General features: G+C 64.8%; 25 protein-coding genes, 1 pseudogene and 1 riboswitch. Of the genes and pseudogenes, 11 read left to right on the forward strand and 15 right to left on the reverse strand.

Annotated elements, in window-relative coordinates; all coding sequences use genetic code 11:
- Nucleotides 1-76 precede the first annotated feature (76 nt).
- Nucleotides 77-1,267, reverse strand: a complete 1,191-nt coding sequence (metZ, locus tag A9D60_RS12300) for an O-succinylhomoserine sulfhydrylase (protein ID WP_065267905.1) — start codon at nt 1,265-1,267, stop codon at nt 77-79.
- A 61-nt stretch (nt 1,268-1,328) separates the two neighbouring features.
- A riboswitch (SAM riboswitch) is annotated at nt 1,329-1,407 on the reverse strand.
- Nucleotides 1,408-1,543: 136 nt separating this feature from the next.
- On the opposite strand from metZ, the gene A9D60_RS12305 reads away from it, so the two are divergent.
- The gene (locus A9D60_RS12305) at nt 1,544-2,233 is read left to right on the forward strand and encodes a glutathione S-transferase N-terminal domain-containing protein (protein WP_065267883.1); all 690 of its coding nucleotides are present in this window, start codon (nt 1,544-1,546) and stop codon (nt 2,231-2,233) included.
- Nucleotides 2,234-2,338: 105 nt separating this feature from the next.
- Here the strand turns inward: A9D60_RS12305 and A9D60_RS12310 are convergent, their stop codons facing one another.
- From A9D60_RS12310 to A9D60_RS12325, 4 genes are all read right to left on the reverse strand, one after another.
- On the reverse strand, nt 2,339-2,950 hold the full coding sequence (locus tag A9D60_RS12310) for an inner membrane-spanning protein YciB (protein WP_065267884.1): 612 nt from the start codon (nt 2,948-2,950) through the stop codon (nt 2,339-2,341).
- A 29-nt stretch (nt 2,951-2,979) separates the two neighbouring features.
- Nucleotides 2,980-3,882, reverse strand: coding sequence for a DMT family transporter (locus tag A9D60_RS12315; protein WP_065267885.1), 903 nt, complete (start codon nt 3,880-3,882; stop codon nt 2,980-2,982).
- A gap of 36 nt (nt 3,883-3,918) precedes the next feature.
- Complete coding sequence (gene ftsY / locus A9D60_RS12320; RefSeq protein WP_065267886.1) at nt 3,919-5,127, reverse strand: signal recognition particle-docking protein FtsY; 1,209 nt, start codon at nt 5,125-5,127, stop codon at nt 3,919-3,921.
- Between the two features lie 77 nt (nt 5,128-5,204).
- On the reverse strand, nt 5,205-5,846 hold the full coding sequence (locus A9D60_RS12325; RefSeq protein WP_065267887.1) for a lysoplasmalogenase: 642 nt from the start codon (nt 5,844-5,846) through the stop codon (nt 5,205-5,207).
- A 131-nt stretch (nt 5,847-5,977) separates the two neighbouring features.
- Between A9D60_RS12325 and A9D60_RS12330 the strand changes: the two genes are divergently transcribed.
- On the forward strand, nt 5,978-6,373 hold the full coding sequence (locus A9D60_RS12330) for a hypothetical protein (RefSeq protein ID WP_065267888.1): 396 nt from the start codon (nt 5,978-5,980) through the stop codon (nt 6,371-6,373).
- Nucleotides 6,374-6,392: 19 nt separating this feature from the next.
- Here the strand turns inward: A9D60_RS12330 and xseA are convergent, their stop codons facing one another.
- Entirely contained in the window at nt 6,393-7,889 is a 1,497-nt protein-coding gene (xseA, locus tag A9D60_RS12335) for an exodeoxyribonuclease VII large subunit (protein ID WP_065267889.1), read from the reverse strand.
- Between the two features lie 135 nt (nt 7,890-8,024).
- Here xseA and purD point away from each other — a divergent pair, with 135 nt between their 5' ends.
- Nucleotides 8,025-9,290 (forward strand): phosphoribosylamine--glycine ligase, encoded by a 1,266-nt coding sequence (purD, locus tag A9D60_RS12340; protein WP_065267890.1) that lies wholly within the window; start codon nt 8,025-8,027, stop codon nt 9,288-9,290.
- A 227-nt stretch (nt 9,291-9,517) separates the two neighbouring features.
- Nucleotides 9,518-10,003, forward strand: a complete 486-nt coding sequence (locus A9D60_RS12345; RefSeq protein ID WP_065267891.1) for a GNAT family N-acetyltransferase — start codon at nt 9,518-9,520, stop codon at nt 10,001-10,003.
- A gap of 277 nt (nt 10,004-10,280) precedes the next feature.
- Here the strand turns inward: A9D60_RS12345 and A9D60_RS12350 are convergent, their stop codons facing one another.
- The 3 genes from A9D60_RS12350 to A9D60_RS12360 all read right to left on the reverse strand — a co-directional run bounded on the left by A9D60_RS12350 (nt 10,281) and on the right by A9D60_RS12360 (nt 13,379).
- The gene (locus A9D60_RS12350) at nt 10,281-12,005 is read right to left on the reverse strand and encodes a DUF1217 domain-containing protein (protein ID WP_065267906.1); all 1,725 of its coding nucleotides are present in this window, start codon (nt 12,003-12,005) and stop codon (nt 10,281-10,283) included.
- 244 nt (nt 12,006-12,249) lie between these two features.
- Nucleotides 12,250-13,056, reverse strand: a complete 807-nt coding sequence (locus tag A9D60_RS12355) for an FG-GAP repeat domain-containing protein (RefSeq protein ID WP_141117912.1) — start codon at nt 13,054-13,056, stop codon at nt 12,250-12,252.
- Entirely contained in the window at nt 13,056-13,379 is a 324-nt protein-coding gene (locus A9D60_RS12360; RefSeq protein WP_039187507.1) for a 2Fe-2S iron-sulfur cluster-binding protein, read from the reverse strand. Before A9D60_RS12360 ends, A9D60_RS12355 begins: the two co-directional genes overlap by 1 nt.
- A gap of 166 nt (nt 13,380-13,545) precedes the next feature.
- On the opposite strand from A9D60_RS12360, the gene A9D60_RS12365 reads away from it, so the two are divergent.
- The 3 genes from A9D60_RS12365 to A9D60_RS12375 all read left to right on the forward strand — a co-directional run bounded on the left by A9D60_RS12365 (nt 13,546) and on the right by A9D60_RS12375 (nt 15,352).
- Complete coding sequence (locus A9D60_RS12365; protein WP_065267893.1) at nt 13,546-13,986, forward strand: OB-fold nucleic acid binding domain-containing protein; 441 nt, start codon at nt 13,546-13,548, stop codon at nt 13,984-13,986.
- A gap of 69 nt (nt 13,987-14,055) precedes the next feature.
- Complete coding sequence (locus A9D60_RS12370) at nt 14,056-14,595, forward strand: peptidoglycan-binding domain-containing protein (protein ID WP_065267894.1); 540 nt, start codon at nt 14,056-14,058, stop codon at nt 14,593-14,595.
- An 88-nt stretch (nt 14,596-14,683) separates the two neighbouring features.
- The gene (locus A9D60_RS12375) at nt 14,684-15,352 is read left to right on the forward strand and encodes a Crp/Fnr family transcriptional regulator (protein WP_065267895.1); all 669 of its coding nucleotides are present in this window, start codon (nt 14,684-14,686) and stop codon (nt 15,350-15,352) included.
- A gap of 371 nt (nt 15,353-15,723) precedes the next feature.
- Here the strand turns inward: A9D60_RS12375 and A9D60_RS12380 are convergent, their stop codons facing one another.
- Nucleotides 15,724-17,160, reverse strand: coding sequence for a Do family serine endopeptidase (locus A9D60_RS12380; protein WP_254656687.1), 1,437 nt, complete (start codon nt 17,158-17,160; stop codon nt 15,724-15,726).
- Between the two features lie 338 nt (nt 17,161-17,498).
- On the opposite strand from A9D60_RS12380, the gene A9D60_RS12385 reads away from it, so the two are divergent.
- A complete protein-coding gene (locus A9D60_RS12385; protein WP_065267897.1) occupies nt 17,499-19,658 on the forward strand; it encodes a methyl-accepting chemotaxis protein in 2,160 nt (719 codons plus the stop codon).
- Between the two features lie 88 nt (nt 19,659-19,746).
- Here the strand turns inward: A9D60_RS12385 and A9D60_RS12390 are convergent, their stop codons facing one another.
- The 5 genes from A9D60_RS12390 to rpiA form a co-directional block, all read right to left on the reverse strand.
- Entirely contained in the window at nt 19,747-19,941 is a 195-nt protein-coding gene (locus A9D60_RS12390; protein WP_065267898.1) for a DUF2065 family protein, read from the reverse strand.
- Nucleotides 19,941-20,822, reverse strand: a complete 882-nt coding sequence (hflC, locus tag A9D60_RS12395; RefSeq protein WP_065267899.1) for a protease modulator HflC — start codon at nt 20,820-20,822, stop codon at nt 19,941-19,943. The genes A9D60_RS12390 and hflC overlap by 1 nt, the downstream gene beginning before the upstream one ends.
- Nucleotides 20,822-21,973, reverse strand: a complete 1,152-nt coding sequence (hflK, locus tag A9D60_RS12400; protein ID WP_065267900.1) for an FtsH protease activity modulator HflK — start codon at nt 21,971-21,973, stop codon at nt 20,822-20,824. The genes hflC and hflK overlap by 1 nt, the downstream gene beginning before the upstream one ends.
- Nucleotides 21,974-22,054: 81 nt before the next feature.
- Complete coding sequence (gene gor / locus A9D60_RS12405) at nt 22,055-23,410, reverse strand: glutathione-disulfide reductase (RefSeq protein ID WP_065267907.1); 1,356 nt, start codon at nt 23,408-23,410, stop codon at nt 22,055-22,057.
- Between the two features lie 238 nt (nt 23,411-23,648).
- The gene (gene rpiA / locus A9D60_RS12410) at nt 23,649-24,437 is read right to left on the reverse strand and encodes a ribose-5-phosphate isomerase RpiA (protein ID WP_065267901.1); all 789 of its coding nucleotides are present in this window, start codon (nt 24,435-24,437) and stop codon (nt 23,649-23,651) included.
- Nucleotides 24,438-24,582: 145 nt separating this feature from the next.
- Here rpiA and A9D60_RS12415 point away from each other — a divergent pair, with 145 nt between their 5' ends.
- The 3 genes and pseudogenes from A9D60_RS12415 to A9D60_RS26105 all read left to right on the forward strand — a co-directional run.
- Nucleotides 24,583-25,359 (forward strand): methyltransferase domain-containing protein, encoded by a 777-nt coding sequence (locus A9D60_RS12415; RefSeq protein ID WP_065267902.1) that lies wholly within the window; start codon nt 24,583-24,585, stop codon nt 25,357-25,359.
- A gap of 162 nt (nt 25,360-25,521) precedes the next feature.
- Nucleotides 25,522-25,977, forward strand: a complete 456-nt coding sequence (locus A9D60_RS12420) for an ester cyclase (protein ID WP_065267903.1) — start codon at nt 25,522-25,524, stop codon at nt 25,975-25,977.
- A gap of 99 nt (nt 25,978-26,076) precedes the next feature.
- Nucleotides 26,077-26,241: pseudogene (locus A9D60_RS26105) on the forward strand (IS5/IS1182 family transposase); the annotation flags it as partial.

Genomic DNA, 26,241 nt, shown 5'->3' on the forward strand with positions numbered 1-26,241 from the left:
TGTCTGCCCCCTCTTGAGCCAGCGGCTCAATTCACCCCCGAGAGTATTTCAGGAAAGATGAACCTCCGCCGGAGCTTCAGCCCTGCGCAGCTTCCAGCGCCGCCTTGATGTCGGCGATCAGGTCGTCCGCATCCTCAAGGCCCACCGAGAAACGCACCAGGCCGGGCGTGATACCCAGCTCGTCCTTCAGTTCGTCGGTCAAACGCTGATGGGTGGTGGTCGCCGGATGTGTGGCGATGGATTTCGCGTCGCCGAGGTTGTTGGAGATCACAGGGATGGTCATCGCGTTCAGGAACTTGAACGCAGCCTCCTTGCCGCCCTTCAGGTCCAGCGACAAAACGGTGCCGCCTTTGCCGCCCAGCTGGGTCTGCACCAGCGCGTTCTGCGCATGGTCCTTCAGCCCCGGATAGATGGTGCGCTCCAGCGCCGGGTGGCCGGTCAGGGCTTCGGCGATTTTCAGGGCGGTTTCGGCCTGGGCATTCACACGCAGCGAAATCGTCTCCAGCCCCTTCAGCATCACCCAGGCATTGAACGGGCTCAGCGATCCGCCGGTGTGCTTCATATAGGGTTCCAGCGTGCCGCGGATATAGTCCTTGGAGCCCAGTACCACCCCGCCCAGCGCCCGGCCTTGGCCGTCGATATGCTTGGTCGCGGAATAGATCACCACATCGGCGCCCTGCGCGATGGCGTCGGAGAACACGGGTGTCGAGAACACGTTGTCCACCACAACAGTTGCACCAACCGAATGCGCGATCTCCGCCACACCCGCGATGTCGATCACCTCCAGCGTCGGGTTCGACATGCTCTCGAAAAACACTGCCTTGGTGTCCGGGCGCACCGCCGCCTTCCAGGCGTCCAGGTCGGTGCCGTCGATAAAGGTCACCTCTACCCCGAAGCGGCCCAGCACATCGGCCAGGATATAGTTGCAGGAGCCGAACAGCGCCTTCGCGGACACGATATGATCCCCCGCCTTCACCAGCGAGGTCAGCGCGCCGTTCACGGCCGCCATGCCCGATGCGGTGGCAAAGGCATCCTCTGCCCCTTCCAGCGCCGCGATGCGCTTTTCGAACATGTCGACGGTCGGGTTGCCGTAGCGGGCATAGATGAACTCATCCGGGCCGGTCTCGATGAACCGCGCCTCGGCCTGCTCGGCGCTGTCGTAGACGAACCCTTGCGTCAGGAAGATCGCCTCGCTCACCTCGTTGTACTGGCTGCGGCGGGTGCCGCCATGCACCAGCTTGGTGCGCTTGTTCCAGTTGTCGCTCATCTCTTCTGTCTCCTCGCGCCCATAGCGCACAAAAAACCCCCAATCGGCCAAGCGAAAGGGGGTCCTTCACGTCCTGACCTCTTTAGCGGGATTGTTTAACGTGGCCCGCAATCCGGTAACAAATCGCCACGATGTGATGCTTGGGCTTTACGCATCTTGCGGGATTCGGTCAAGCGGCAGCATGTCCGGCTTTCACAGGGATGTGAGCCGCCCTGCCCCTTGCCCGGCCCCCGCGCCCCGTGCTCCTGTGGCCGGGCACACTGACGGAGGCACGCGATGCAGGACCCGATCCAGCTCTATTACTGGCCCACGCCGAACGGCTGGAAAATCTCCATCGCACTGGAGGAAATGGGCCTGCCCTATGACGTCACCCTGATCGACATTGGCAAGGGCGATCAGTTCGCGCCGGAGTTCCTGAAGATCTCCCCCAACAACCGGATGCCCGCCATCGTGGATCCGGACGGGCCGGACGGCGCGCCGGTCTCGCTGTTCGAAAGCGGCGCCATCCTGCAATACCTCGCCCGCAAGGCTGGGCGGTTCTACGGCGCGGACGAACGCGCGCGGCTCATCGTGGATCAATGGCTGATGTGGCAGATGGGCGGTGTCGGACCAATGGCGGGACAGGCGCATCACTTCCTGAAATACGCGCCCGAGGACTTGCCCTATGCCAAGGACCGCTACCGCAACGAGGTCGCCCGCCTCTACGGCGTGCTGGACCGGCAGCTGGCGGAGAATGAGTATGCGGCGGGGGCCGACTATACCATTGCCGATATGGCGATCTGGCCCTGGGCCTCGCTCTGGGAAGGCCAGCAGCAGACCCTTGAAGACAAGCCGCATCTGGCCCGCTGGCTGGATCTGATGTGGTCCCGCCCCGGCGTTGTGGCCGGCCGGGCGCTGCACGCGGACCTGCGCGCCGACCGGTCCGATACCAAAGCCCAGCAGGTGATTTTCGGGCAGGGCAACTAAATCGCACCCGCACCGCACCGCAGGTGCGCTGCCCGGCCCAAGGCTTGAGCGCCTCATCTGTGATGAGGTGCCAAGGCGCGGGAGCCCGCCCCTGCCAGCCGCCGGTTACTCCGCCGGACCGGCCTCTTCCTCCAGCCCGTATTTCTGGAACAGCTGCCCCTGCAGCATGAAGAAGGCAAACATCGCCACCGGCAGCCCGAAGGTCTTGAAATAGACCCAGGTGTCGGTGCTCTGGCTGCGCCAGATCAGCTCATTCGCCACCGCGAGGCCAAAGAAGAACGCGCACAGCCGCCGCGTCAGGATCATCCAGCCCTCCTGCTTCAGCGGCATCAGTTCCTCCATCACCACCTTGAGCCAGCTCTGCCCGCGCAGCAGGCCGATCCCCAGCAATCCGCCGAACAGCAGATACAGCATCGTCGGCTTCATCTTGATGAAGCGGTCGTCGTTGAACCACACCGACATGCCGCCGAACAGCACCACCAGAATGAGCGTGGCAAACTGCATCCGCGACAGATGCCCGGTCAGCTTCCACAACGCCAGGGTGGAGGCCACCATCAGCGGGATGAACGCCGCGGTAATGACGATGAAGCCCTTGTATTCGCTGCCGCCGATCAGAAACACCTCATCCTTCAGCTTCAGATAGCCGATGAAGAACAGGACAATCGGCCCCAATTCCAGCAGCATCTTCAGGGTCGGGTTGATCTTCTTCTCGGCCATGGGGCCTCCTGTCAGTTCTGCACGCGGTCTCAGCCGCCCATTTCCACTATCRCGGCGCCCAGCGCGATCAAAGCCATCAGCGCAATCCGCCGCGGCCCCACGGTTTCCTTCAGCACCAGCCAGCCGATCAGCGCCGCAAACACCGTCGAGGTCTCCCGCAGCACCGCCGCCTCGCCAACCTTGTCGAGCCGGGTCGCCAGCATGATGGCGCCAAAGGAGGCAAAGGCCACCAGCCCGCCAAAGAAGCCCCGCACCATCAGCGGCCCCGGCGCGGGCGGCGCAGGCATGGTCCGCCAGCGGGTGAAGGCAATCACCGGAAACACCAGCCCGTCGATCATGAAAAACCATGCCAGGAATGTGAACGGATCCGCCGTCGCCCGGATCCCATAGGCGTCATAGGTGGTGTACAGCGCCACGAACAGCCCGGTGATGACCGCCAGCAGCAGCGCAATCCCCAGCGTCTCCCGCGCGGTGACCAGAAAGATGAAGTTGTAGATGGCAAGCCCGAAGATCCCGGCCAGCAGCACCCCGACCCCCAGCCATTGCGTGAGTGTGAATGTCTCGCCGAACAGCCAGTAGGCCCCGATCACCGCAAACAGCGGCCCGGTGCCGCGCACCACCGGATAAACCACCGTATAGGCGCCCTTGGTATAGGCCAGCGCCTGAAACAGCTTGTAGAGCACATGGATCACCCAGGCACCCGCGAAGATCAGCCACATATGCGGCTCGGGCCAGGGCACCACAAAAAACGCAAACGGCGCCGCCATCACGCAGTAGGAAAAGTCGATTGCCCCGCGTGACAGCCAGGGGTCATGCCGCCCCTTCTGCAGTGCACCGAAGACCGCATGCAGAAAGGCCGCCCAGATGGCCAGAAACAGCGCTGCCTGATGCCCGGCCTCGGTGCCTTCCAGGGAGATCAGCCAATCGCTCAAATCAAATGCCCTTGCTCAGCCGGGAAATGCGGCGGTTCAGGATTTCTCCAGCCCGGTCAGCGCTGCCGCGAATTCCTCCGGATCAAACGGCGCCAGATCGTCGATCTGCTCGCCGACGCCGATGGCGTGGATCGGCAGGCCGAACTTGTCCGCCAAGGCCACCAGCACGCCGCCCTTGGCGGTGCCGTCGAGCTTGGTCATCACCAGGCCAGAGACATCGGCCAGCTGCTGGAAGGTGCCGACCTGGCTCAGCGCGTTCTGGCCGGTGGTGGCATCCAGCACCAGCAGGGTATTGTGCGGTGCGGTCTCGTCCTTCTTGCGGATGACACGGACGATCTTCGCCAGCTCCTCCATCAGGTCGGCGCGGTTCTGCAGCCGTCCTGCGGTGTCGATCATCAGAAGGTCTGCGCCATCCTCCTGCGCGTTGGTCATCGCATCAAACGCCAAGGAGGCCGGGTCGGAGCCCTCAGGCGCGGTCAGCACCGGCACGCCCGCGCGGTCGCCCCAGACCTGCAGCTGCTCCACCGCAGCGGCACGGAAGGTGTCGCCCGCGGCAATCACCACCTTCTTGCCTGCGCCCTTGAACTGGCTGGCCAGCTTGCCGATGGTGGTGGTCTTGCCGGAGCCGTTCACCCCGACCACCAGCACCACTTGCGGGCGCTTGGCATAGATCGGCAAGGGCTTTGCCACCGGCTCCATGATGCGCGCGACTTCCTGCGCCAGCAGCTCCTTGATCTCGCGGCTGGAAACCTTCTTGCCCATCCGCCCCTCGGCCAGGTTGGCGGTCACCCGCAGCGCGGTGTCCACCCCCATGTCGGCGGCGATCAGCAGCTCCTCCAGCTGCTCAAGCATATCGTCATCCAGCGCCCGGCGCGGCTCTGCCGCAGCAGAGCGGCCCATCAGACGGCCCAGCAGGCCCGGGGATTTCTTCTCAGGCTCCAGCGCAGGCTGCGGTGCCGGTGCGGGCTTGGGCGCTGCCACCGGCTGCGGCGCAGGCGCAGGTTCGGGCTCTGGCGCAGGCTCCGGCTCAGCAACAGGTTCGGGCTGCGGCACCGGTGCCGGTGCGGGCTGCTCGGGCGTTACTGCCGGGGACTCCGCCAGCGCCTCAAACTGGGCCTCAGCTTGAGTCTCTGCAGCATCCGCCGCACCGCTCTCCGCGCCCTCCTCGACAATCGCATCGAGCCCCTGCTCGAGCTTGGAGGAGGATTTGAACAGCCGCTCCTTGAGCTTTGAGAAAAACGCCATCTTGGTCTCCGCAAAAGGGTCTGCACCCCACCTAATGCGGTTTCAGCCGGAGTGCAAAGCGCTAGGCGCCGCGAAACTCAGGAAAATGCCGCCAGAAAGCCCCCTTGCGCCCCCCAGTACAGCGGCCAGACGGCATATGGCGTGATCCGGCGCAGCGGGTGGTCCTCCGGCAGCACAAAAGTTTCCGCCGCCAGCACCATGTCCGACAGCATGAAGGCTGAGGCTGCGGCAAAGGCCCAAGAGCCGGACGGCAGCGTCAGCGCCGCCGCCCCCATGCCAAGGATGATCGGGAAATAGGCCAGCACCGGGCCTTTCAGCGCCCCGGCCCGCGGCGCCAGGATGCGTGCCATGACCAGTCCCAGCACCAGCAGAACTGCCGCGACTACCATCCCCGGCATTTGCAGCAGCCGCGCCGGGTCGCTTGCCTCCCGCGTCAGGAACAGCACCGCATAGGCCAGATGCCCCGCGGCAAAGGCGCCGACACCCGCCATGAACGCCCCCTCGCCGTCGCGCGACAGGAACAGATCGCCCAGCGCGCACAGGCCCAGCGCCACGGCCAGCAGCCAGGGTGCCCCCATCAGCAGCGCCGCCAGCGCCAGCAAGGCCACAGAAGCGGTTTTCAACAGGCTGCGCAGGACCCCCGGCGGCTGCGCAGCCATCAGCAGGTAGATCAGCGCACAGGCCGCAGCCCCCGCCCAAAGCATCAGTTCCGCCGTCATCACCTGCCTCCCCTTTGATTTTCCGCAACTCTGTCCGCGCACGCTGCCCCCGGTCAAAGGTGACCCCGCGGGAGCCTGCTCAGAAAACGCAAGGCTTGGAGCATCCGCTGCTCCTGAGGCACAATGCCCTCATGCGCTTTGTGATGATTCTCCTGCTCGCTGCCCTGCCCGCCCCGCTGGCGGCGGGGGAGCCGCTGAGCGCCCGCGAGTTTGACCGCTACACCCAGGGCCGCACGCTGTTCTATGGCTTCGGCGGCGCCATGTACGGGGTTGAGCGCTACCTGCCGAACCGCCGGGTTGTCTGGTCTTTCCTGGACGGCAAATGCCAGGAAGGCAGCTGGTACGAAGAGGCAGGCCAGATCTGCTTTGTCTACGAGAACCGCGACGACCCGCAGTGCTGGACCTTTGAGCTGACCCCGCGCGGGCTGACGGCGCGGTTCGAGGATGACCCCGCCGCCACCGAGCTGTACGAGGCCGAGGACATCGGCGAGGATATGCTCTGTTACGGCCCCGAGGTCGGCACCTGAGGCCGCTGCAGATGCTCCGCTAGAACAGCGAACCCTGACCGCCGCCCTCTGCCGGAGGTTTCGGCGCGTCCGTCTTCGGCGCCTGTGCCGCCCCGCTCTCCAGATCCAGCGTGCCGTCTGCAAATTCGATCCGCAAGGCGCCCGCCTTGGCGGCGGCAGCCCTGGTGGTCAGGATCTCATCGCCAGACCGCACCACCGCATAGCCGCGCTCCAGCGTTGCCTTGTAGCTGAGGATTTCCAGCTGCCGCCCGGTGGCGGTCAGGGCCTGGCGCTGGCGGTCAATACGCGCGGCCTGCGCCGCATCCAGCCGCTGCGCCAAGCGGGTCAAGGCGTCTTTCTGCGCCGCAACTTCCCGCTGGATCGGCCGCAGGCTGAGGCGCGAGGCAAGGTTCTGCAGCCGGTCGCGCCGCCCCTCGACCAACTGGCGCAGGGTGGCCGGGCGCAAGGACGCCGCGGTTTCACTAAGATGCAGCCGCCGCCGCTGCACACCGGAAATCAGCGCGCCGGGCAGCCGGTCGGTAATCCGGTCCAGCCGCTGCCGCGGAGTTTCCAGCAGCGTATCGGGTTTGGGCAGTGCGCGGGCCAGATCGTTCAGCCGCTGGCGCCTCAGCTGCACCGCCTGCCCCGCAGCACGGGTCAGCCGCGCGCCCTGGTTCTCGCTCCACGCCATCAGTTCCAGCCGCACCGGCACTGCCAGCTCCGCCGCCGCAGTCGGGGTCGGCGCCCGGCGGTCGGAAACAAAGTCGATGAGCGTAGTATCGGTCTCATGCCCAACGGCAGAGATCAGCGGAATCTGCGAGGCCGCGGCGGCACGGGCCACGATCTCCTCGTTGAAACCCCACAGATCCTCGATCGAGCCGCCGCCGCGCGCAACAATGATCAGATCGGGCCGCGGCAGCGCGCCGCCCGGTGTCAGGCGGTTGAACCCTTCGATGGCGCGGGCCACTTCGGGCGCGCAGTTCTGCCCCTGCACTGCGACCGGCCAGACCAGCACCTTGCGCGGAAAGCGGTCGCGCAACCGGTGCAGGATATCGCGGATCACCGCGCCCGAGGGCGAGGTCACCACCCCGATGATCTGCGGCAGATAGGGCAGCGGTTTTTTCCGCTCCGGCGCAAACAGCCCCTCCGCCTCCAGCTGCTTCTTGCGCTTTTCCAAGAGCGCCATCAGCGCGCCCTGGCCCGCAACCGCAACCTCATCCACGTTCATATTGTACTTGGACTGCGCGCCAAAGGCGGTCAGCCGGCCGGTCACAACCACCTCCAGCCCTTCCTCCGGCACCACCGACAATCCGCTGATCTGCCCCTTCCATGTCGTGCAGGCCAGCACAGAGCGGTCATCCTTGATGTCGTAGTAGAGATGCCCGGAACGCGCCTTGAACACCCGGCCCACCTCGCCCTTCACCCGGATCCGGCCGAACGTGCCCTCCAGCGTGCGTTTCACCTCGCCGGAAATCTCGGAAACGGTGAATTCCGGGGCATTCTGGCCCGGCTGCGGATCGTCAAACAGGTCGGACATCGGGGGCTGCTCTCCTGCGGCCTTTGGCCGGTCTTGTTTTGAAGTCGCGCGCAGCATAGAACGCGCGGCAAGCAAGGCAAGCCCCGGGTCGCGTCCCGCGGGCTACAGGGCTCAGGCAGATCGGAGAATGCGCCAATGAACATCCTTATCCTCGGCAGCGGCGGGCGTGAACATGCACTGGCCTGGGCCGTGATGCAGAACCCCAAATGCGACAAGCTGATCGTGGCGCCGGGCAACGCAGGCATCGCCCAGATCGCCGATTGCGCGGCCTTTGACATTGAGGACGGCGGCGCGGTGGTGGCCTTCGCCGAGGAAAACGCCATCGACTTCGTGATTGTCGGCCCCGAGGCCCCGCTGGCGGCAGGCGTCGCCGACCGGCTGCGCGAGGCAGGATTGCTGGTGTTCGGCCCCTCCGAAGCCGCTGCCCGGCTTGAGGCCTCTAAGAGCTTCACCAAGGAAATCTGCGACGCGGCCAGCGCCCCCACCGCAGGCTACGGCCATTTCACCGATGCCGAGGCCGCCAAGGCGCATGTGCGTGCTAACGGCGTGCCCACCGTGGTCAAGGCGGACGGCCTTGCCGCGGGCAAGGGCGTGATCATCGCCATGACTGAAGACGAGGCCATGGCGGCCATCGACGACATGTTCGGCGGCGTCTTCGGCGGTGCCGGCGCCGAGGTGGTGATCGAGGAATTCATGGAAGGCGAAGAGGCCTCCCTGTTTGTGCTGGTGGATGGCGAGGACGTGCTGGCAATCGGCTCCGCCCAGGACCACAAGCGCGTCGGCGAGGGCGACACCGGCCTCAACACCGGCGGCATGGGCGCCTACTCCCCCGCACCGGTCCTATCGGCTGAGGTCGAGGCAAAGGCGATGGATGAGATCGTGAAGCCCACCATGCGGGTGATGGCGGAACGCGGCATGCCCTATCAGGGCGTGCTCTATGCGGGCTTGATGATCAAGGACGGGCAGCCGCGGCTGGTGGAATACAACGTCCGCTTCGGCGACCCGGAATGCCAGGTGCTGATGATGCGCCTCGGCGCCCAGGCGCTGGACCTGATGCACGCCGCGGCTGAGGGCCGCCTTGCGGAAGCGCAGGTCAACTGGGCCGACGACCACGCGATCACCGTGGTGATGGCGGCTGAGGGCTATCCGGGCTCTTACGAGAAGTTCTCCGAGATCAAGGGCCTGGACGCGCTGCCCGAGGACAGCAGCAACATGGTGTTCCATGCAGGCACCAAGACGCAGGACGGCAAAGTGCTGGCGGTTGGCGGCCGGGTGCTGAACGTGACCGCCCGCGGCGAAACCCTGCAGGAGGCCCGCGACCGTGCCTATGCGATGGTGGACGGGGTGGACTGGCCCCAGGGCTTTTTCCGCCGCGACATCGGCTGGCGCGCGCTGAAGTAATCCGGCAGGCAGGCCCTCCCGCCTGCTCCGGACCAATCACAGATTGATCCTCACAGTTGGGCGTGGCCGGGCGCTGCCGCGCCCGGCGGCCTGTCCGCCCGCGCCCGCGGTTTGCCAGGGGTGCAGCACCGGGATATCCTGCCGGCCGGAAAGGACAGCCTGATGACGCGTGCACCCGCCCTCAGCCGCCTGCCGCAGCCCGGATCGGCTGCCGGAGGGCCGGACCTTTGACTGCGCCGCGTCGGCTTGAGCCCGGCGATCCCTGCCTGAGGGATGTGCTGGATCTGATCCAGCGCAGCTTTGCCTTTATGGAGGGGCGCATCGATCCCCCCTCCTCCATGCACCGCCTGACCCTCGCTGCACTGCAAGAACAATGCCGCCGCGGCGAAGTCTGGGCCATTGGCACACCGCCTGCGGCCTGCGTGTTCCTGACGCCCCGCCCCGATTGCCTCTACCTGGGAAAGCTCGCGGTAGACGGCAACCATCGCGGCACCGGGCTGGCGCGGGCACTGGTGAAGCTGGCCGCAGCCCGCGCCAAGGCGCTGAGCCTGCCGGTGCTGCGGCTGCAGACGAGGGTCGAACTGACGGAAAACCACGCGGCCTTTGCCAGGATGGGGTTCCGCAAGACGGGCGAGACCGCGCACCCCGGGTTCACCAGACCGACCTCGGTGACCATGGAGAAAGAGGTACAAGGGGGAAGAGCTGAAGGCTGAGCAACGGGCTGCTTATTAGCTCATCAGCGGAGCCATCTCTGAACCCAGCCGGTCCTTTCGCAAGGGACAAAAGTCTGCATCCCGGCCTGACGGCTCTACTCAGGCATCGCTTCCCGCCCGCCGATGGCAATGCGATGACCGGCGCATTTCAAGAGGCCGCAAATGCGGCGGCGTTCCGCAGCGGGCTGCCCGCGCGCCGCGGACACGGGCCGGCTGCGGCACCCAGGCAGGTTTCAGATCATCCTGCCGGCACTTCGGGGGCGGGCTGCCACCAGCCTCAGAAACCGCCCAGATCCGTCATCAGCAGGAACCGCCTGCGGAACTGGTCGAGCATGTCCGGCTCCAGCAAGTCCGCCGGATGGGTGATGCCAAAGGACGAGAAGGCCCGGTCCTTCATCTCCACCAGCTGGCGCTCGAGGTCCAGCTGGCCAAAACCGGACGGCAGCGCCAGTGCGGTTTCGAACACGGTGCGCAGCGGCGGCGAGCCCATGATATTGTACCAATGGGCGTTTTCGCTGCCGCCCTCATCCGCAACCGCCTGCAGTTCCCGCTCCAGCGCCAGCGCCAGCCGCATGTTGGGATCGGAATTGCCGATCTCGATCTCGAACTGGCGGGTCGTGTAGAGGTCTGCCAGCTCATCGGCAAAGCCGTCCGGATAGTCCTGCGCGACCTCGCCCTTGTTGAAGGAGAAGGCGTAAGCCATTGCTTTCATGTTGTTATCATGGTGCAGATTGGCATAGGAAATTTCCGAAGACAGATCCGAATCCAATGTCTTGATCATGACATTGAAATCGCTGTCGCGGTGGCTCAGCCCGAAGATGTCCAGCGAGGCCTCGAACAGGCTCAGGTCAAACACCAGCTCGGTTGCGGAAGACAAGCTGTCCAGCTTTTCGGTGATCTCGTTGGAGAACACCTGCATCTTGCTGACATGATCCGGCCAGGTTCCCTGGAACGCCTCGGCAAAATCGTAATAGGCAATGTTGTCCGGCTGATTCACAAAGGAATTCGGATCGCTCAGGTCGGACTCCAGCACCTGCCGCAAAAAGGTCTCGCCCCGGTCGCTGACATTGAACTGGTCCAGCGCATCGGCCAGCAGCTCCGGGTTCTGCAGCAGTTCATCCGGGTCGGTCATCGCATCGATGTCCGGGTAGCCGAAGCCGAAGGCGCGGGAGACGTTCAGATAGCGCGTGTCCTCCAGCTGGTTCACAAAGGAATCCGGATCCGTGGTGTCCGAATTCAGCACCCGCCGCAGAAAATCCTTGTTTGTGCGTTCCAGATCAAAGGTCTCGACCACCGCCTGCAGCAGCTCTTCATCTTCCAGCAGGTCATCGGCACTGGCCAGCCCGTCGGTATGCTGGTTGAACTCCGACACCAGTGCCTGGATGCTGCTGTCATATTCCGGCGGCTTGCCGAACTCGAACTGTTTGGCAAAATCGGCAAACCGTGTGTCGGTCAGCTTGTTGGCGAAAGAGTCCGGATCGCTCAGATCCGATTCCAGCACCTTCTGCAGGAAGAACTGGTTGTTTTCCATCCCCTTCAGGCCCACGTTGTCCAGCGCCTTTTTCAGCAGGGTAGAGTTGGACAGGAGGTCATCCGCGGTGGAAATACCCGCAAATTCGCTGCCGCCCTTGGCACTGGGCAGCTGCGGGCCGTCCGGACTGTTGAAACCAAAGGTTTTCGCCAGCGCCAGATAGCGGCTGTCGTTGAGGCGGTTCACAAAGGACTTGGAATCACTCAGGTCGGAATCCAGCACCTTCTGGATGAAGGCGCGGTTGCTGATGTCCTCATCCAGGCCAAAGGCGCCCAGCGTCACCTGCAGGAGACTGTAATCATCCAGCAGCTGCTCCGAGCTCTGGATGCTGCTGATGCGCTCTTTGAAATCCTGCACCTGACGGTCCAGAATGGGTGACTTTTCATAGACTTCCTGCTGCTGGGCCTGGGTCCGCTGCAGGAAGGTCCAGCCGGCGATACCGGTGCCGAACACATAGGGTGTAAAACTCACGCGCGTGTCTCCTGTGAAAACATGCCCCGGCCGGCGCCGCCGGCACTTTCCCATTTGCCGCAGGCTATCCAAAGGGAATGAATATTTCGGTAACGCCAGCGCGGATACGCCGGAGGACGCAGCAAAGATCTGATCCGAGGCCGGGCGCGGTTCTCCCGCCTGCTTCAGCCCATCCGGAGATGGGCCGCGCCGTTGGGCCGGGCGCCGCGCAAGGCGCGGCGCAGCCCGGTTGCGCAAGTTGTGTTCAGCGGCAGGCCAGTGCGTCCGTCAGCCTGGTGTCAGGATCAAAGGAACCGATATCCCGGGCAGTGATTTCACCATCCCGCAGCCGCGCGGTCATGATCCGGCGCCAGCCGCCGCTCACCATCACCAGTTCCGGCCCCTCACCGCAGTTGCGGAGGCCGGAGGTGATGAAGTCCTCGCCGATGCGGTGATTGGTCAGCCCGGGCTTGCTGGCCACTTCGTGCAGCGCGCCGTCCCGGAACCGCCAGATGCGCAGTGTTTTCGCCAGATGCGGCCGGTCGACATAGGCAATCTCGACATATCCATCGCCATCCAGGTCCGCGGCACCGATGGGCGCCAGCCAGCGGTGGCTTGTGCCGATATGCGGGGTTTCGGCAAGTTTTTCACCGCGCGCGCCATAAATGGCCAGCTGGGCGCCCGCGGCCGCATCGGTCTCGACCACCAGCACTTCGGGATTGCCGTCGCCGTCCACATCCGCCAGCCGCGGCGCGATATCTTCAAACACATGATCCAGCGGCAGGCGGATCAGGATTTCGGATGTCTGATAGACAGCCTTGGCGGTGCCCCAGCCTGTACCGGTATTTTCCACCTTCAGCACCAGCGCGCCGTATTCCACATCATCGCCCAGCACCGCATGGCCATAACGGGTGGTGGGTTCGCTGTAGCGGGCCGAGACAATCCTGTCTTCAGCCGCCAGCGCAGAAGGGCCGGCCAAGGCCAGCCCCAAGCACAACGCCCGCCAAACGCGGCGGGCGGAACGGGGCCGGACACGCAACGGACGCCGCCGCGCCGCCGGCCCCGCAGTCATCAGATCTGCTTTTCGGGCATATGCACCACCAGACCGTCCAGCGCGTCGCTCACCTTGATCTGGCAGGTCAGGCGCGAGCGGGCGGGATCGGGCTCATAGGCGAAATCCAGCATATCCTCTTCCATGTCGTCCTTGGCGGGCAGCTTCTCGACCCAGTCCGGCGCGATGTAGACATGGCAGGTGGAGCAGGCGCAGGCGCCGCCGCAATCGGCCTCGATGCCCGGAATGTTGTTGTCGCGCGCGCCTTCCATCACGGTCAGCCCGCTGGCCACATCCACCACGTGCTCGGTGCCGTTGTGCTCGATATAAGTGATCTTTGCCATTCGTCAGCTCTCTTCCCTTTTCCGGTACTTGCGCGACTGTGTAGCCAAGCGCCCGCGCCGGTGCCACCCCCAATTGCGACGCAGCCCTGCCGCTGCTGGACTTTAACGCTTCATGTTCTATATTTGTTCACGTTCAAATATTCTCAACCGCAGGGCCGTTTTCCTCATGCCAGTCCCCGCTCAAGCCTATGCCGCGCTCAATCCGCAGGCCAGCCCGCAAACCAGCCCGTCCCCCTGGCCGCGCCCGCCCCATTGCCTGCCCGCGGCCCGGCTGCAGGAGCCGCCGGAGAACGCCCGCGTCACCGTCGCGGGCCTGGTGATCCTGCGCCAGCGCCCCGGCACCGCCAAGGGGGTGATTTTCGTCACCCTCGAGGATGAGACCGGCGTGGTCAACGTGATCGTCTGGCGCAAGATCTACGAGGCCTTCCGCCGCGCGGTGATCTCCGGGCGGATGCTGCGGGTCACCGGGCGGCTGCAGCGGGCGCATTCCGTCACCCATGTGATCGCCGAAGACGTGGAGGACATCTCGCCGATGCTCGACCTCCTGCTGGCGGATCAGGGGCGCCAGGACGATCCGGCCTTTGCGCCGCCCCCCGAACTCGGCTAGGCTGCCGCCAAAGCAACGGCGCCCCCCGCCAGCGGGACAGACAGAGGCGCCGGCATGAGGCAACCGGGCATGATGCCATCCAACCTGACTTTCGCGCGGCGCCTGGCGCCTGCCCTGCTGCTGGCGGCCCTGGCGGCGCTGCCCGCCTGCGTTCAGCCGCAGCCCGGCAGCCCCGGCAGCGAAACCTCCCGCGCAGGCCGCTATGCGCCGCCCGGTGCCACCCCCGGCACCTGCTGGAGCAAGCACMCCTCCCCCGCCGTCATTGAAACCGTGACCAGCCAGGTGCTGGCCGAACCGGCGCAGCTGGACGCCAGCGGCAAGGTCATCCGCCCCGCCACCTTCCGCACCGAGACCAGCCAGCAGATCGTGCGGCCGCGGCGGGAACAGTGGATCGAAATCCCCTGCCCCGAAATGATGACCCCGGACTTCATCCGCACCGTGCAGCGGGCGCTGGCCGCGCGCGGTTTCTACCGCGGCCCTGTGCATGGCCAGATGGATGCCGCCACCCGCGCGGCGGTGCAGCGCTACCAGGCGCCGCTGGGGCTGGACAGCGGCACCCTGACGCTGGCCTCCGCCCGCAGGCTGGGGCTGATAGCCGTCGCAGGCTGAACCACCCGGTCCGCTGCCCGGTTCCCAGCTGCCCCGCCCTCTGCTAAGGTCCGGGCACCGGGCACCAGACATAAATGAGACAAACACCATGCTGACCACCCGCCTGCCGGACACCGGCTTTCTCTCCGGTGCCTCCGGCCCGCTGCGCCGGATGCTGGAGAGCCAGGCCACCGAAGTGCGCCTGCGCCAGGGCGAAGTGCTGTTCGAGCAAGGCGACGCGGGCGATGCGCTTTATGCGATTGCCGAAGGCGCGCTGGAGTTCTCGGTGCTCTCCGCCTCGGGCCGCAAGCTGTCGCTCGACATGATGCGCCCCGGCGCCGTGTTCGGCGAGATCACCCTGTTTGACCCCGGCGAGCGCACCGCCACCGCGATCGCCGCCGAACCCAGCCGGGTCCTGCGCCTGCGCAGCGGCGACGTGCTGGCGCAGATCCGCCAGCACCCCGACCTCGCCGCCGACCTGCTGCGGCTGGCGGGCCAGCGGATGCGCTGGATGAACACCCAATTGAACGAGCAGGTGTTCCTGCCGATGCCGGTGCGGCTGGCGCGCAAGCTCCTGTATCTCGCCCCCGAAAGCAGCGACGGCCGCGTGGCCCTGTCGCAGGCGGAACTGGCCGAATTTGTCGGCGCCACCCGCGAGGCGGTGTCCAAGACGCTCGCCGCCTGGAAGCGCAGCGGCCTCGTCGGCATCAGCCGCGGCGGCGTGCAGATCCTCGACCGCAGCGAACTGGCGGTGCTGGCGGAGCCGGATTCAATCTGATCCAGCTGCCGCCGCCGGAAAATCTGCGGTTTTCCGCACCAAAATCCGCGCTCTGTAATCCCGGTCACAGAACACAGGCCCCCACCGCGCCATAAGTGCCTCATAGACGGCCGTTATCCGTTCCATCCCAATGGCCGCCTGTCCAAAAAGAGCCATGTGCCCGCCAGCACATGGCTCTTCCCCTTATACACACCCGCCGTCTTTCCCGCACCGGAACACACATGTTTTCCGGACCGTTTCCGACAGGAGCGGGCAAAAAAGTTTTCTGAAAACTACTGCCAAGACTTTTCAGAAAAGTCTTGAACCGCAGAATGCAAAAGGCCGGGCAACTGCCCGGCCTTCCCTGGTTTATCAGCGGTCCCTGACCCGGATCACTCCGACAGGTTCAGCGCCACAAAGCGAGGTTCGCCGCCGCGGCGCACCAGCAGCAGAAGCGACTTGCGCCCGGCCTCTTTGGCCTCGCTCACACGCGCTTCCAGATCGCTGATCGTGACAACCTTCTGCTGGCCTGCCTCGGTGATCACGTCACCCGCGCGCAGGCCCTTCTCCCAGGCCTCAGACGTCTCATCCACCGACAGAACCGCCAGCCCCTCGACATCCTCGGCCACGTTCAGCTCAGCGCGCATCTGCTCGGTCAGCACGCCGACCGACAGACCCAGAAGTTCCTTCTCGGTGCTGCCCGGCGCATCGCCGCTGCCGCTGTCGCTGACAGGCCCGCGCTCTGCATCCTCACGGCGGCCCAGTGTGATCCGCAGCGTCTCGGTCTTGCCTTCCCGGTAGACCACGACGCGCACGGTCTTGCCGACTTCGGCATTGCCGACCTGGCGCACCAGGCCGCGGGTGTCCTTCACGTCGGCGCCGTCAAAGCTGACGATCACATCACCCGCCAGCACGCCGCCTTCCTTGGCAGGCCCCTCCGGCACGTCAGTCACCAGCGCGCCGCGGGCCTTCTCCAGCCCCATCGCCTCCGCCAGATCCGAATCCACATCCTGGATTTTCACGCCCAGCCAGCCGCGGCGGGTCTCGCCGAATTCCTTCAGCTGCTCCACCACCTTGACCACCACGTTCGACGCCATTGAGAAGCCGATGCCGATGGAGCCGCCGTTAGGCGACAGGATGGCGGTGTTCACCCCGACCACATCGCCGTCCATGTTGAACAGCGGCCCGCCGGAATTGCCCCGGTTGATCGCCGCATCGGTCTGGATGTAGTCGTCATAAGAGCCCGAAAGCTCGCGGTTGCGGGCCGATACGATGCCAGCGGAAACAGAGAACCCCTGCCCCAGCGGGTTGCCCATCGCCACCACCCAGTCGCCGACGCGGGCGGTGTCGCTGTCGCCGAACTTGACGTATTTCAGCGCCGCCGGCGCCTCGACCTTCAACAGCGCGATATCGGTATTGGGGTCGGTGCCGATCACTTTGGCGGGCAGCAGCTCCTTGGGCTGGCCCTCACCCGGGAAAAACTCGATCTCGATCTCGTCGGCGCCGTCGATCACGTGGTTGTTGGTGACGATGTAACCGTCCTCGGAAATCACAAAGCCAGAGCCCAGCGCCGACGACCGGCGCGGCCGGTTGCCATTGCCGTTGCGGTCCTGGAATTCACGGAAGAAATCCTCAAACGGCGAGCCTTCCGGCACGATGCCCTGCGGCCCGGTGCGCCCCTCCACGACGGTGCTGGTGGTGATGTTGACGACCGCCGGGCTGACCTTATCGGCCAGCGGCGCCAGGCTTTCGGGCCGGGCCATTGCGGATACCGCCTGCATCAGCAGGACCGCCGCGGCCAGCACCGTAAGCCAGGCCAGCCGGATCATCGCGCCGCTGCTGCCTGCCCGGCCGGAAATTGCAATTGCCTGTGGCTGCACGGATCTACTCCTTGTCATATTCAATTCTTGGCCTCCGTCCCGGACCGGCGCAAACGCCGTCATCATCGGGCAGAGTCTTATGGTCCCAATGTAGGAACTTCCGCCCGGCACGCAACCAATGATGCACGCTTTCAAGCCAGCGTGAAGACCCGCGGGCCCGCTGCCGGAGCCGGATCAGCGCTGCGCGTGCCATTGAACCGGACTCCGACCGGGTTTGCACCGTTTCTTAGGAATACAGCCCTACCGATGGACCTCCACTCTCTCACAATACCGGAGCCTTCAAATTGATGAAGACCTCTATCAAGACCGCAATCCTCTCCATCGTCGTGCTGGCCGCCGCAGTCATGTTCGCCCAGCTCGGCATTGCCCGTTACACCGATGCAGCCCGAAGCAGCACATTATCAGAAATGGACAGGATCGAATCCCTCGCCGCAACACTGGACGATCTGGAGATCGAATTCCTGTCAGCCCGGCGGGCGGAGAAAGACTTTCTGCTGCGGCGCAATGAAAAAAGCGCCGAACGCCACGCCGAAGTGATGGCGGATCTGACCACAGCCCTGGAGTCTGCCCGCACCCAGAGCGCCGCAATCCAGGGCTTCGCCGGCCATGAAAAGGAGTTTGCCGCCCTCAAAACCTCAATCGACGCCTATGGCGCCGGCTTCCTGCAGCTTGCGGACAGCCACCGCCGTCTGGGACTGGATGAGAAATCCGGCCTGCAGGGCGGCCTCCGCAGCGCAGTCCACGAAGTCGAAACCAGGCTCAAGGACCTCAACCGCCCGGAGATGCAAGTCAAGATGCTGATGATGCGCCGCCATGAAAAGGACTTCATGCTGCGCGGCGCAGACAAGTACCTCGGCCGCCTGGATGCCCGTGTTGCGGAATTCCTCGAATTTCCGGGCAGTTACTATACCGATCAGGCGCAACGCACCGAAATCGAAACCCTCCTGAAAACGTACCAGAACGCCTTCCAGTCCTTCGCCGGTGAATCGATGGCCGAAAAGCAGCTGCGCAAGGAGCTTTCCACCAGGTTCGCTGAGGCGGAGCCTGTCCTGATGTCCCTGCGCGATCAGTCCCGCATGCTGCTGGCAGACGTCCATGCTAAGGCAAACCTGGTGGAACAGTCGTCCCGTAAGACAGCCCTTGCGGCCGGCCTCGGCGGCCTCGCCCTGTTCATCCTGATCAGCCTGAAGCTCGCCCTTGGCATTTCCCGGCCTCTGACCCGGGCCAGCAGCGTTCTGCAAGGTCTGATGGCAGGGGATTACTCCAAGGATCTGCCTGCCTCCCGCATCACCGAAGTCGCTTCCATCGCCAGCGCTCTGGACGTGTTCCGCAACGACCTCAGGCAGAAGGACCAGCTGATGGGCGAGGTATCCGAGGTGATTTCGGCTTGCGGTGCAGGCGACTTCTCCAAACGGATCAGCACCGGCGGCAGCGACAGCGGCTTTGCCGTCCTGGCCCGCGGCGTGAACCAGATCGGCGAGGCAGCGGAACGCGGCGTCGGCGACGTGATGCAAGCGCTGAGCGCCCTGTCACAGGGCGATCTGACCCACCGGATGCCAAGCGGCCACCAGGGCGTGTTCAAGGAGATCTCCGGGACAATCGACACGCTCAATGCGAACCTCAGCGAAATGGTCGGCCAGCTGACCAACAGCAGCCGCACTCTGCTCAGCACCTCCGATGAAATCGCCGGCGCCGCAGAAGACGCCTCCCGCCGCGGCGAACACTCCGCCGCTTCGCTTGAGGAAACCGCAGGCTCCCTGCAGACCCTGAACGAAGCGGTGCAAAGCACGGCGGAAAACGCCCGGCAGGCCAACAGCTATGTGAGCGATGCGCAGCAGCAGGCGCTGTCGGCCCATGACCTCGCCAGCGAGTCGATCCGCGCAATCCGCCGGGTTGCGGACTCGTCGCAGGCCATTGCCAGGATCACCGACCTGATCGACGACATTGCGTTCCAGACCAATCTTCTGGCCCTGAACGCCGGGGTCGAAGCCGCCCGCGCAGGCGAAGCCGGGCGCGGCTTTGCCGTGGTCGCCTCGGAGGTCCGCAACCTCGCCCAGCGGTCCGCAGGCGCAGCAGGGGAAATCAATGAGCTGATCAGGAACAGCGGCCGCGAGGTCGACACCGGCGTCGGCCTGGTGGAACAGACCGGTGACGCCCTGGCGGTTATCCAGAAGGTTGTCGATCAGATCGTCGGCAAGGTGCGGGAAATCTCCGATGCCGCTTCCGATCAGGCCGGCAGCCTGACTGAGGTGAACACGGCAATCACCGCCCTGGACCGGAACGCCCAGCAGAACGCCGCGATGCTGGAAGAAACCGCCGCCGCAAGCCAGCTGCTGCGCCGCGAGGCAGGCAGCCTGGTGCAGGCCGTCGGCGGCTTCACGGTTGAGCCCGCCGCCGGCTGGCAGCCGCAGGACGACGGAGAAACCGGGCTGGCTTCAGCAGCCTGACCGCCCGCCGGAACACAAAAAAAAACAGCGCGGACTGCTGCCAGCCCGCGCTGTTTTTGTTTGCCCGAATACCGCCGGGACCGGGCCGTCAGATCCCCAGCCGGAACGCCAGCCAGACCAGGATCAGACCCAGCGCCAGCGCCGCCAGCCCGGCATTGCGGCGCTGCTCCTCCGTCAGGGTGCGCAGCATTTCCAGCAGCCGCTCCACAAGCGAAGGGGCCAGTGCGTACACCAGCCCCTCTGCAATCAACACCAGCCCGAGGGCCAACAGGATGAACCCCATTACTGGGTTGCCGCCTTGCCGCCCGAGGACTTCAGGTAGTTGAAGAACTCATTGTCCGGCGACAGCACCAGCGAGGAATTCCCGGCCAGCAGCGAGTTCGCATAGGCGTTCAGCGAGCGGTAGAACTCGAAGAACTCCGCGTCGCGGCCATAGGCCGACGCAAAGATCGCGTTGCGCTCGGCGTCCGCTTCACCGCGGATCACTTCGGCTTCGCGCTCCGCTTCCGACACCAGTTCAACCTCGGTCCGGTCGGCCTGCGCGCGCACGCGCTGCGCCGCCTCTTCACCGCGGGCGATCTCGTCCGCCGCTTCCCGCTCACGCTCGGCGCGCATCCGGGCAAAGGTGGCTTCCAGGTTGGCCTGCGGCAGGTCGGTGCGCTTCAGCCGCACGTCGATCACCTCAAGGCCCAGCTGGCGTGCCTGGGTGATGGCGCCATTGCGGATCCGCAGCATCAGCGCGAAACGGTCCGAGGACAGGATGTCGTTGGAGCTCACCGAGCCCAGCACCTCACGGGTCTGCGCCCGCATGATCTTGTCCAGCCGCAGCTCGGCACCGCCGATGCCGCCGCCGCCCACCGCCTGGCGGAAGGTTTCCACGTCAGCAATCCGGTAGCGCGAGAACGCATCCACGATCAGGCGGCGGTCATCCAGCGGGGTGACCTCCAGCGGGCCGACTTCCAGGCTCAGGATACGGTCGTCATAGCTGACCACATTGTCGATGACCGGCAGCTTGAACGCCAGACCCGGGGTTTCCTTGACATCGACCACCCGGCCAAAGCGCAGCACCAGCGCCTTTTCCCGCTCGTCCACGATGAAGATCGAGGACAGCAGAGCAATGCCCAGCACCACCAGCAGGGGCAGAATTAGAGTAGATTTCCGCATCAGTTGCCCTCCTGCGGCTTGCGCAGCTCATTCAGCGGCAGATAGGGCACGACGCCCTGGCCTTCACCGCCTGCGTTGTCATCCAGGATGATCTTGTCGACCCGGCCCAGAACCTCTTCCATGGTTTCCAGGTACAGGCGCTTGCGGGTCACTTCCGGCGCTTTCTGGTATTCCTCCAGAACGGCGGTGAAGCGGCTCGCCTCACCCTGCGCCTCATTCACGACCTGCGCACGGTAGGCCTCGGCCTCTTCCAGCGTCTGCGCGGCCTGGCCGCGGGCGCCTGCCAGCTTGCGGTTGGCATAAGCGTCAGCCTGTTTTTCCAGCCGGTCGCGTTCCTGGCCTGCAGATTGCACTTCGCGGAAGGCGTCCTTCACCGGCTCCGGCGGGTCGGCGCCGTCAAAGTTCACACGCACGATGTTCACGCCGCTGTCGTAGCTGTCCAGCGTCGATTGGATCAGCTCTTCCAGACGGGCGGTGATGGCACCACGGTCGCGGTTCAGGATCGGCGCCAGCTCAGACTGGGCGATGATCTCGCGCATCGCCGATTCCGACACCGCGTTGATGGTCGAGCGCGGATCGCGCAGGTTGAACAGGAACCGCGCCGGGTCAGAGATGTTCCACACCACCTGGAAATCCACGTCGATGATGTTCTCGTCGCCGGTCAGCATCAGCCCGGCGTCAGAGCCGCGGGCGCCGGAGCCGATATTCTCGGTCTGCTCGACCCGCACCGGGATCACTTCCTTGGTGACCAGCGGCCAGGGCGCAAAATTCAGGCCCGGCTGCCCGGTCGAGGAATACTCGCCCAGGAACAGTTCCACCGACTGTTCTTCCGGCTTGACGGTGTAGATGCTGGCAAAGCCCCACAGCACTGCGCCGGCGATGACCGCCAGCCCCAGGGTGCCCTTGGTGAACAGCGGCGCACCGCCGCCAGCGCCGCCGCCACGGCCGCCGCGCCCGCCGGAGCCGCCGCGCCCGCCCATCAGCACGCGCAGCTGTTCCTGGCCTTTCTTCACCAGTTCGTCGATTTCGGGGATCTGGGGATCGTCCGGCTTACGGCCACCGCCGTTGTTGCCGCCGTTGTTGCCCCGGTTGCCGCCTCCGCCGCCGGAGGAGCCACCGCCCCCCCATGGGCCACCGCTATTGCCCGCCATTTGTCTCCTATCCTTTTGCTGCCGCCCTTCCCCTCTTCTGAAAGGGCCGCATGTGAGGTCTGTTGTTGCCGGTTTGCCCGTTCAGGCCGAGCGCACCGGAGTTTTCAATGTCACCAACTCTTCCGACATTGTCGGGTGCACCGCAACCGTGCGGTCGAAATCTTCTTTGGTTGCACCCATTTTTACGGCAATACCGGCCAGCTGGATCATCTCGCCCGCGCCAGGTGCGACGATATGGCAGCCCAGCACCTTGCGGGAAGCCTTGCTGACGATCAGCTTCATCAGCACCCGCTGCGCCCGGCCCGCAAAGGCCTGCTGCATCGGCTTGAAGGAAGTCGCATAGATCTCGACCGGCTCCTGCTCGCGTGCTTCTTCCTCGCTGAGGCCGATGGTGCCCATCTCCGGCTGGGTGAAGATCGCGGTCGGGATCAGCTCATGGTCGGGGCTGGTCGGATTGCCCTTGAACACGGTCTCGACAAAGGCCATCGCCTCGCGGATCGCCACCGGCGTCAGCGCCACCCGGTCGGTCACATCGCCGATCGCATAGACCGACGGGACCGAGGTCTGGCTGTACTCATCGACGATGATCTCACCTTTGCGGCCGCGCGCCACCCCGATCTCCTCAAGGCCGAGGTTGTCGGCATTGGGATGGCGGCCGGTGGCGTACATCACCTTGTCGAACAGCCGCTCCTGGCCGTTGGTGGACTTCACCCGGATCTTGTCGCCTTCCTTGTGCATCTCCAGCACATTGGTGCCCAGATGCACGTCGATGCCCGCCTGGCACATCTCCTCGCTGATCAGCCCGCGCGCCTCATCGTCGAAACCGCGCAGGATCTGCGCACCACGGTAGAACTGGGTGGTCTTGACGCCCAACCCGTTCATAATGCCCGCAAATTCGCTGGCGATATAGCCGCCGCCGACAATCAGCAGGCTTTCCGGCAGCTTGTCCAGGTGGAACATCTCGTTCGAGGTGACCGCCAGCTCGGAGCCCGGGAATTCCGGCACTGTCGGCCAGCCGCCGGTGGCAATCAGGATGTGCTTGGCGGTCTTGCGGGTGCCGTCGGCCAGCTCCACAGTGTGGGCATCGGCCAGCTTTGCACGGCTGTCAAAGCTCTCGACGCCATTGTTCTTCAGGATATTGCGGTAAATGCCTTCCAGCCGGTCCAGCTCGCCATGCAGCTTGCCCTTGAAGGCATCCCAGTCGAACCCGCCTGCCTGGATGTCCCAGCCATAGGCGCGGGCATCCTCGACCATGCCGGAGTATTCAGACGCGAACACCATCAGCTTCTTCGGCACGCAGCCGCGGATCACGCAGGTGCCGCCGTAACGGTCCTCTTCCGCCAGCGCCACCTTGGCGCCTTCCTGCGCCGCAACGCGCGCTGCCCGCACCCCGCCGGAGCCGCCGCCGATGACAAACAGATCGTAATCAAAGCTCATGAAGTTCCGCCCTTTGCATTTCTTGATCAGGTGTATCCCATAACGGACCACCAAACGCCATATGCCCAAGTGGGCGTTCCGGCGCCGCATTCAACCTTTTGCATTGAATTTGCACAGGGTTGTGAGGCGGACAACCTGTATGGGAACACTCAGGGCGGCACCTTTCGCGCCCCGGCGGGGGCGGGACGGGTGCTGCCCGGCCTCCTGGCCGGGCCTGACATTTGCGGATCCGCGGGTCTCAATCCATCAGATCGGTGAACAGGTTGTCGCTCTCGACAAAATCCAGCTTGTCTTTCTCGACGGTGCCTTCGTTGATGTCACGCACCTCGACCCGCCCGTCGCCAAAGCCGATCACCACCGTGTCGCAGATGTCGATGAACAGCCCGTTCTCTATCACGCCGGGGATCTGGTTCAGCACCAGCGCCAGCTGCCGCGCATTGCCGATCCGCTTCAGGTGCAGATCCAGGATGTAATTCCCCTCGTCGCGCATGAACGGCGCCTCGCCGTTCATGCGCAGGGTGGAGCGGCGCCCCATCACATCCATCGACACCAGCGTCTCCTCGATCAGCGCCTGGCTGCTCTGCCAGCCGAACGGCAGCACCTCCAACGGCAGCGGGAAGGCGCCCAGCGTGTCCACCATCTTGCTGGCGTCCGCAATCACCACCATCTGGTCCGACGCGGTGGCGACGATCTTCTCCTGCAGATGCGCGCCGCCGCCACCCTTGATCAAGTTCAGGTCCGGATCGACCTCATCGGCGCCGTCAATGGTCACATCCAGCCATTTGGCCTCATCCAGCGAAACCACATGGATGCCCACATCCCGCGCCAGCGCCGCGGTGCGGCTGGAGGTTGGCACCGCGGTGATCCGCAGCCCCTCGTTCTGCACCAGATCGCCCAGGCAGCGCACCAGCCAGGCCGCGGTCGACCCGGTGCCCAGCCCCACCCGCATGCCGTCCTCGACCATCTCCGCCGCCCGCTTGGCGGCCACGAATTTCGCCTTGTCGATGGGGGACAGCTCGCCGGTCATCTCAGGTCTCCATGCATACGGTTCAAACACCGTTATAGGCGGCCGGCCGCCCGCGCGCGAGAGGGCTTTTGGCCCCTGCGCCCGCCGCCCGGCTGGAAATCCGCTCAAATCGCCCTAGTCCTCTAACCCGGATGGAGGGACAGCAATGCTGCAATTCGACGAGGACACCACCCGCGTGCTGGAGGACGGCTACCAGGGCGGCGATATCACACGGCGGCGGCGCGCCAGTTTCGACGCACTGGCACCCGTGCCGGGCGACCGTATCCTGGATCTCGGCTGCGGCAACGGCCTGCTGACGCTGGAACTCGCCCGCGCCGTCGGCCCCCAGGGTCATGTCACCGGGCTGGACGCCAGCCCCGACATGCTCGCCGCCGCCCGCCAGCGGCTGCAGGGGCGCGCCAACACCACCCTCACCGAAAGCGACGCCGCAACCCTGCCGTTTGAGGCGGAAAGCTTCGACAAGGCGGTCTCGGTGCAGGTGTTTGAATACATCACCAGCCGCCGCCCGGTGCTGCGCGCCGTGCACCGTGTGCTGCAGCCAAACGGCCGCCTGGTGGTCGGCGACATCCATTTCGACACCTTTGCCTGGCACAGCGACAACCGCGCCCGGATGCAGCGCTTCCTGGATATCTGGGACAACCACCTGGCCGACCGCACCGTGCCCGCCCGGCTGCCTGAGGAACTGCGCGACAGCGGCTTTGAAATGGTCTCAATGCGCCCTGTCACCATCTGCGACACCGATCTGCGCCCGGACGGGCTGGCCGCCGTGATGATCCGCCTGATCCGCGCCTTTGCAGTACAGACCGGCGCCACGGATGAAGACGACGCCGCCGCCTGGGCCCAGGAACAGGAGGAACTGGCGGCAGAGGGCCGCTTCTTCTTCTCCCTCACCCATTTCGTCTGCACCGCCCGGCGGGTCTGAACCGGTGTCCGTCCAGCGGGCAAGGGGTTGCTCCGCGCGTTAGGAAACCCTGTCCCGAAACGGCTGTTCTCTGCGGCTTTCCTGAATGCCTGCAGTGCGGGACAAAGCAGACTTCAAGCAACGGTTATGTTACCCCTTGGATGCGCGAACTGGAGGGTAAAGATGTTGGAAGAGAACAAGTCGCTTGTAGAACGTTACTATCGAGAGGTAATGACACTTGGTCAGGGTGACACAGTGAAGTTTGATGAATTTGTGGCTCGGGACGCAGTCCTGCACAACTCTTACTCTAATCCCCCTGTCGGACCCGAGGAGTGGAAACACCGCGTGCGAATTTTCACAACTTCATTTTCTGACGTCGAAATCACGCTAGGAGAAGTACTTGCCGAAGGCGACAGTGTCGCAACGCAGATGATCTATCGCGGTACTCATACTGGAGAGTTTCTTGGCGTACCGGCCAGCGGAAAACGCGTCGCAGTAGATGAAATCCAAATCATGCGCATTAAGGACGGGATGATTGTCGAACGCCGAAGCGTGATCGATATGATCAACTTGCTTGCCCAAATCGGAGCGACAGAAATTCCGGTGTCCTATCGGGGCTCGACCATTCCGGGAACCTAACCTCGTCGACAATCATTAGCAGGCTGCTGAAGAAGTCGGCTCTCGACGCGGCCTGAGGAACATGATTCACCCTCAGCACAATTTCGGCGGGGGATGGTGATGCGCGGGACGGACGAAGCGAGCGGATCGCTTTTCAGCTATGTCGATCTGGAAGAGCGCATCCCAGCACGGCACCCTCTCCGCAAGATCAGGCAGGTGGTCAACGACGCGCTGGCCAGTCTGGATGCCGATTTCGAGGCGGTCTACACCGATTTCGGCCGCCCC

The organism is Leisingera sp. JC1 (genome assembly GCF_001679925.1).
Taxonomy (GTDB): Bacteria; Pseudomonadota; Alphaproteobacteria; order Rhodobacterales; family Rhodobacteraceae; genus Leisingera.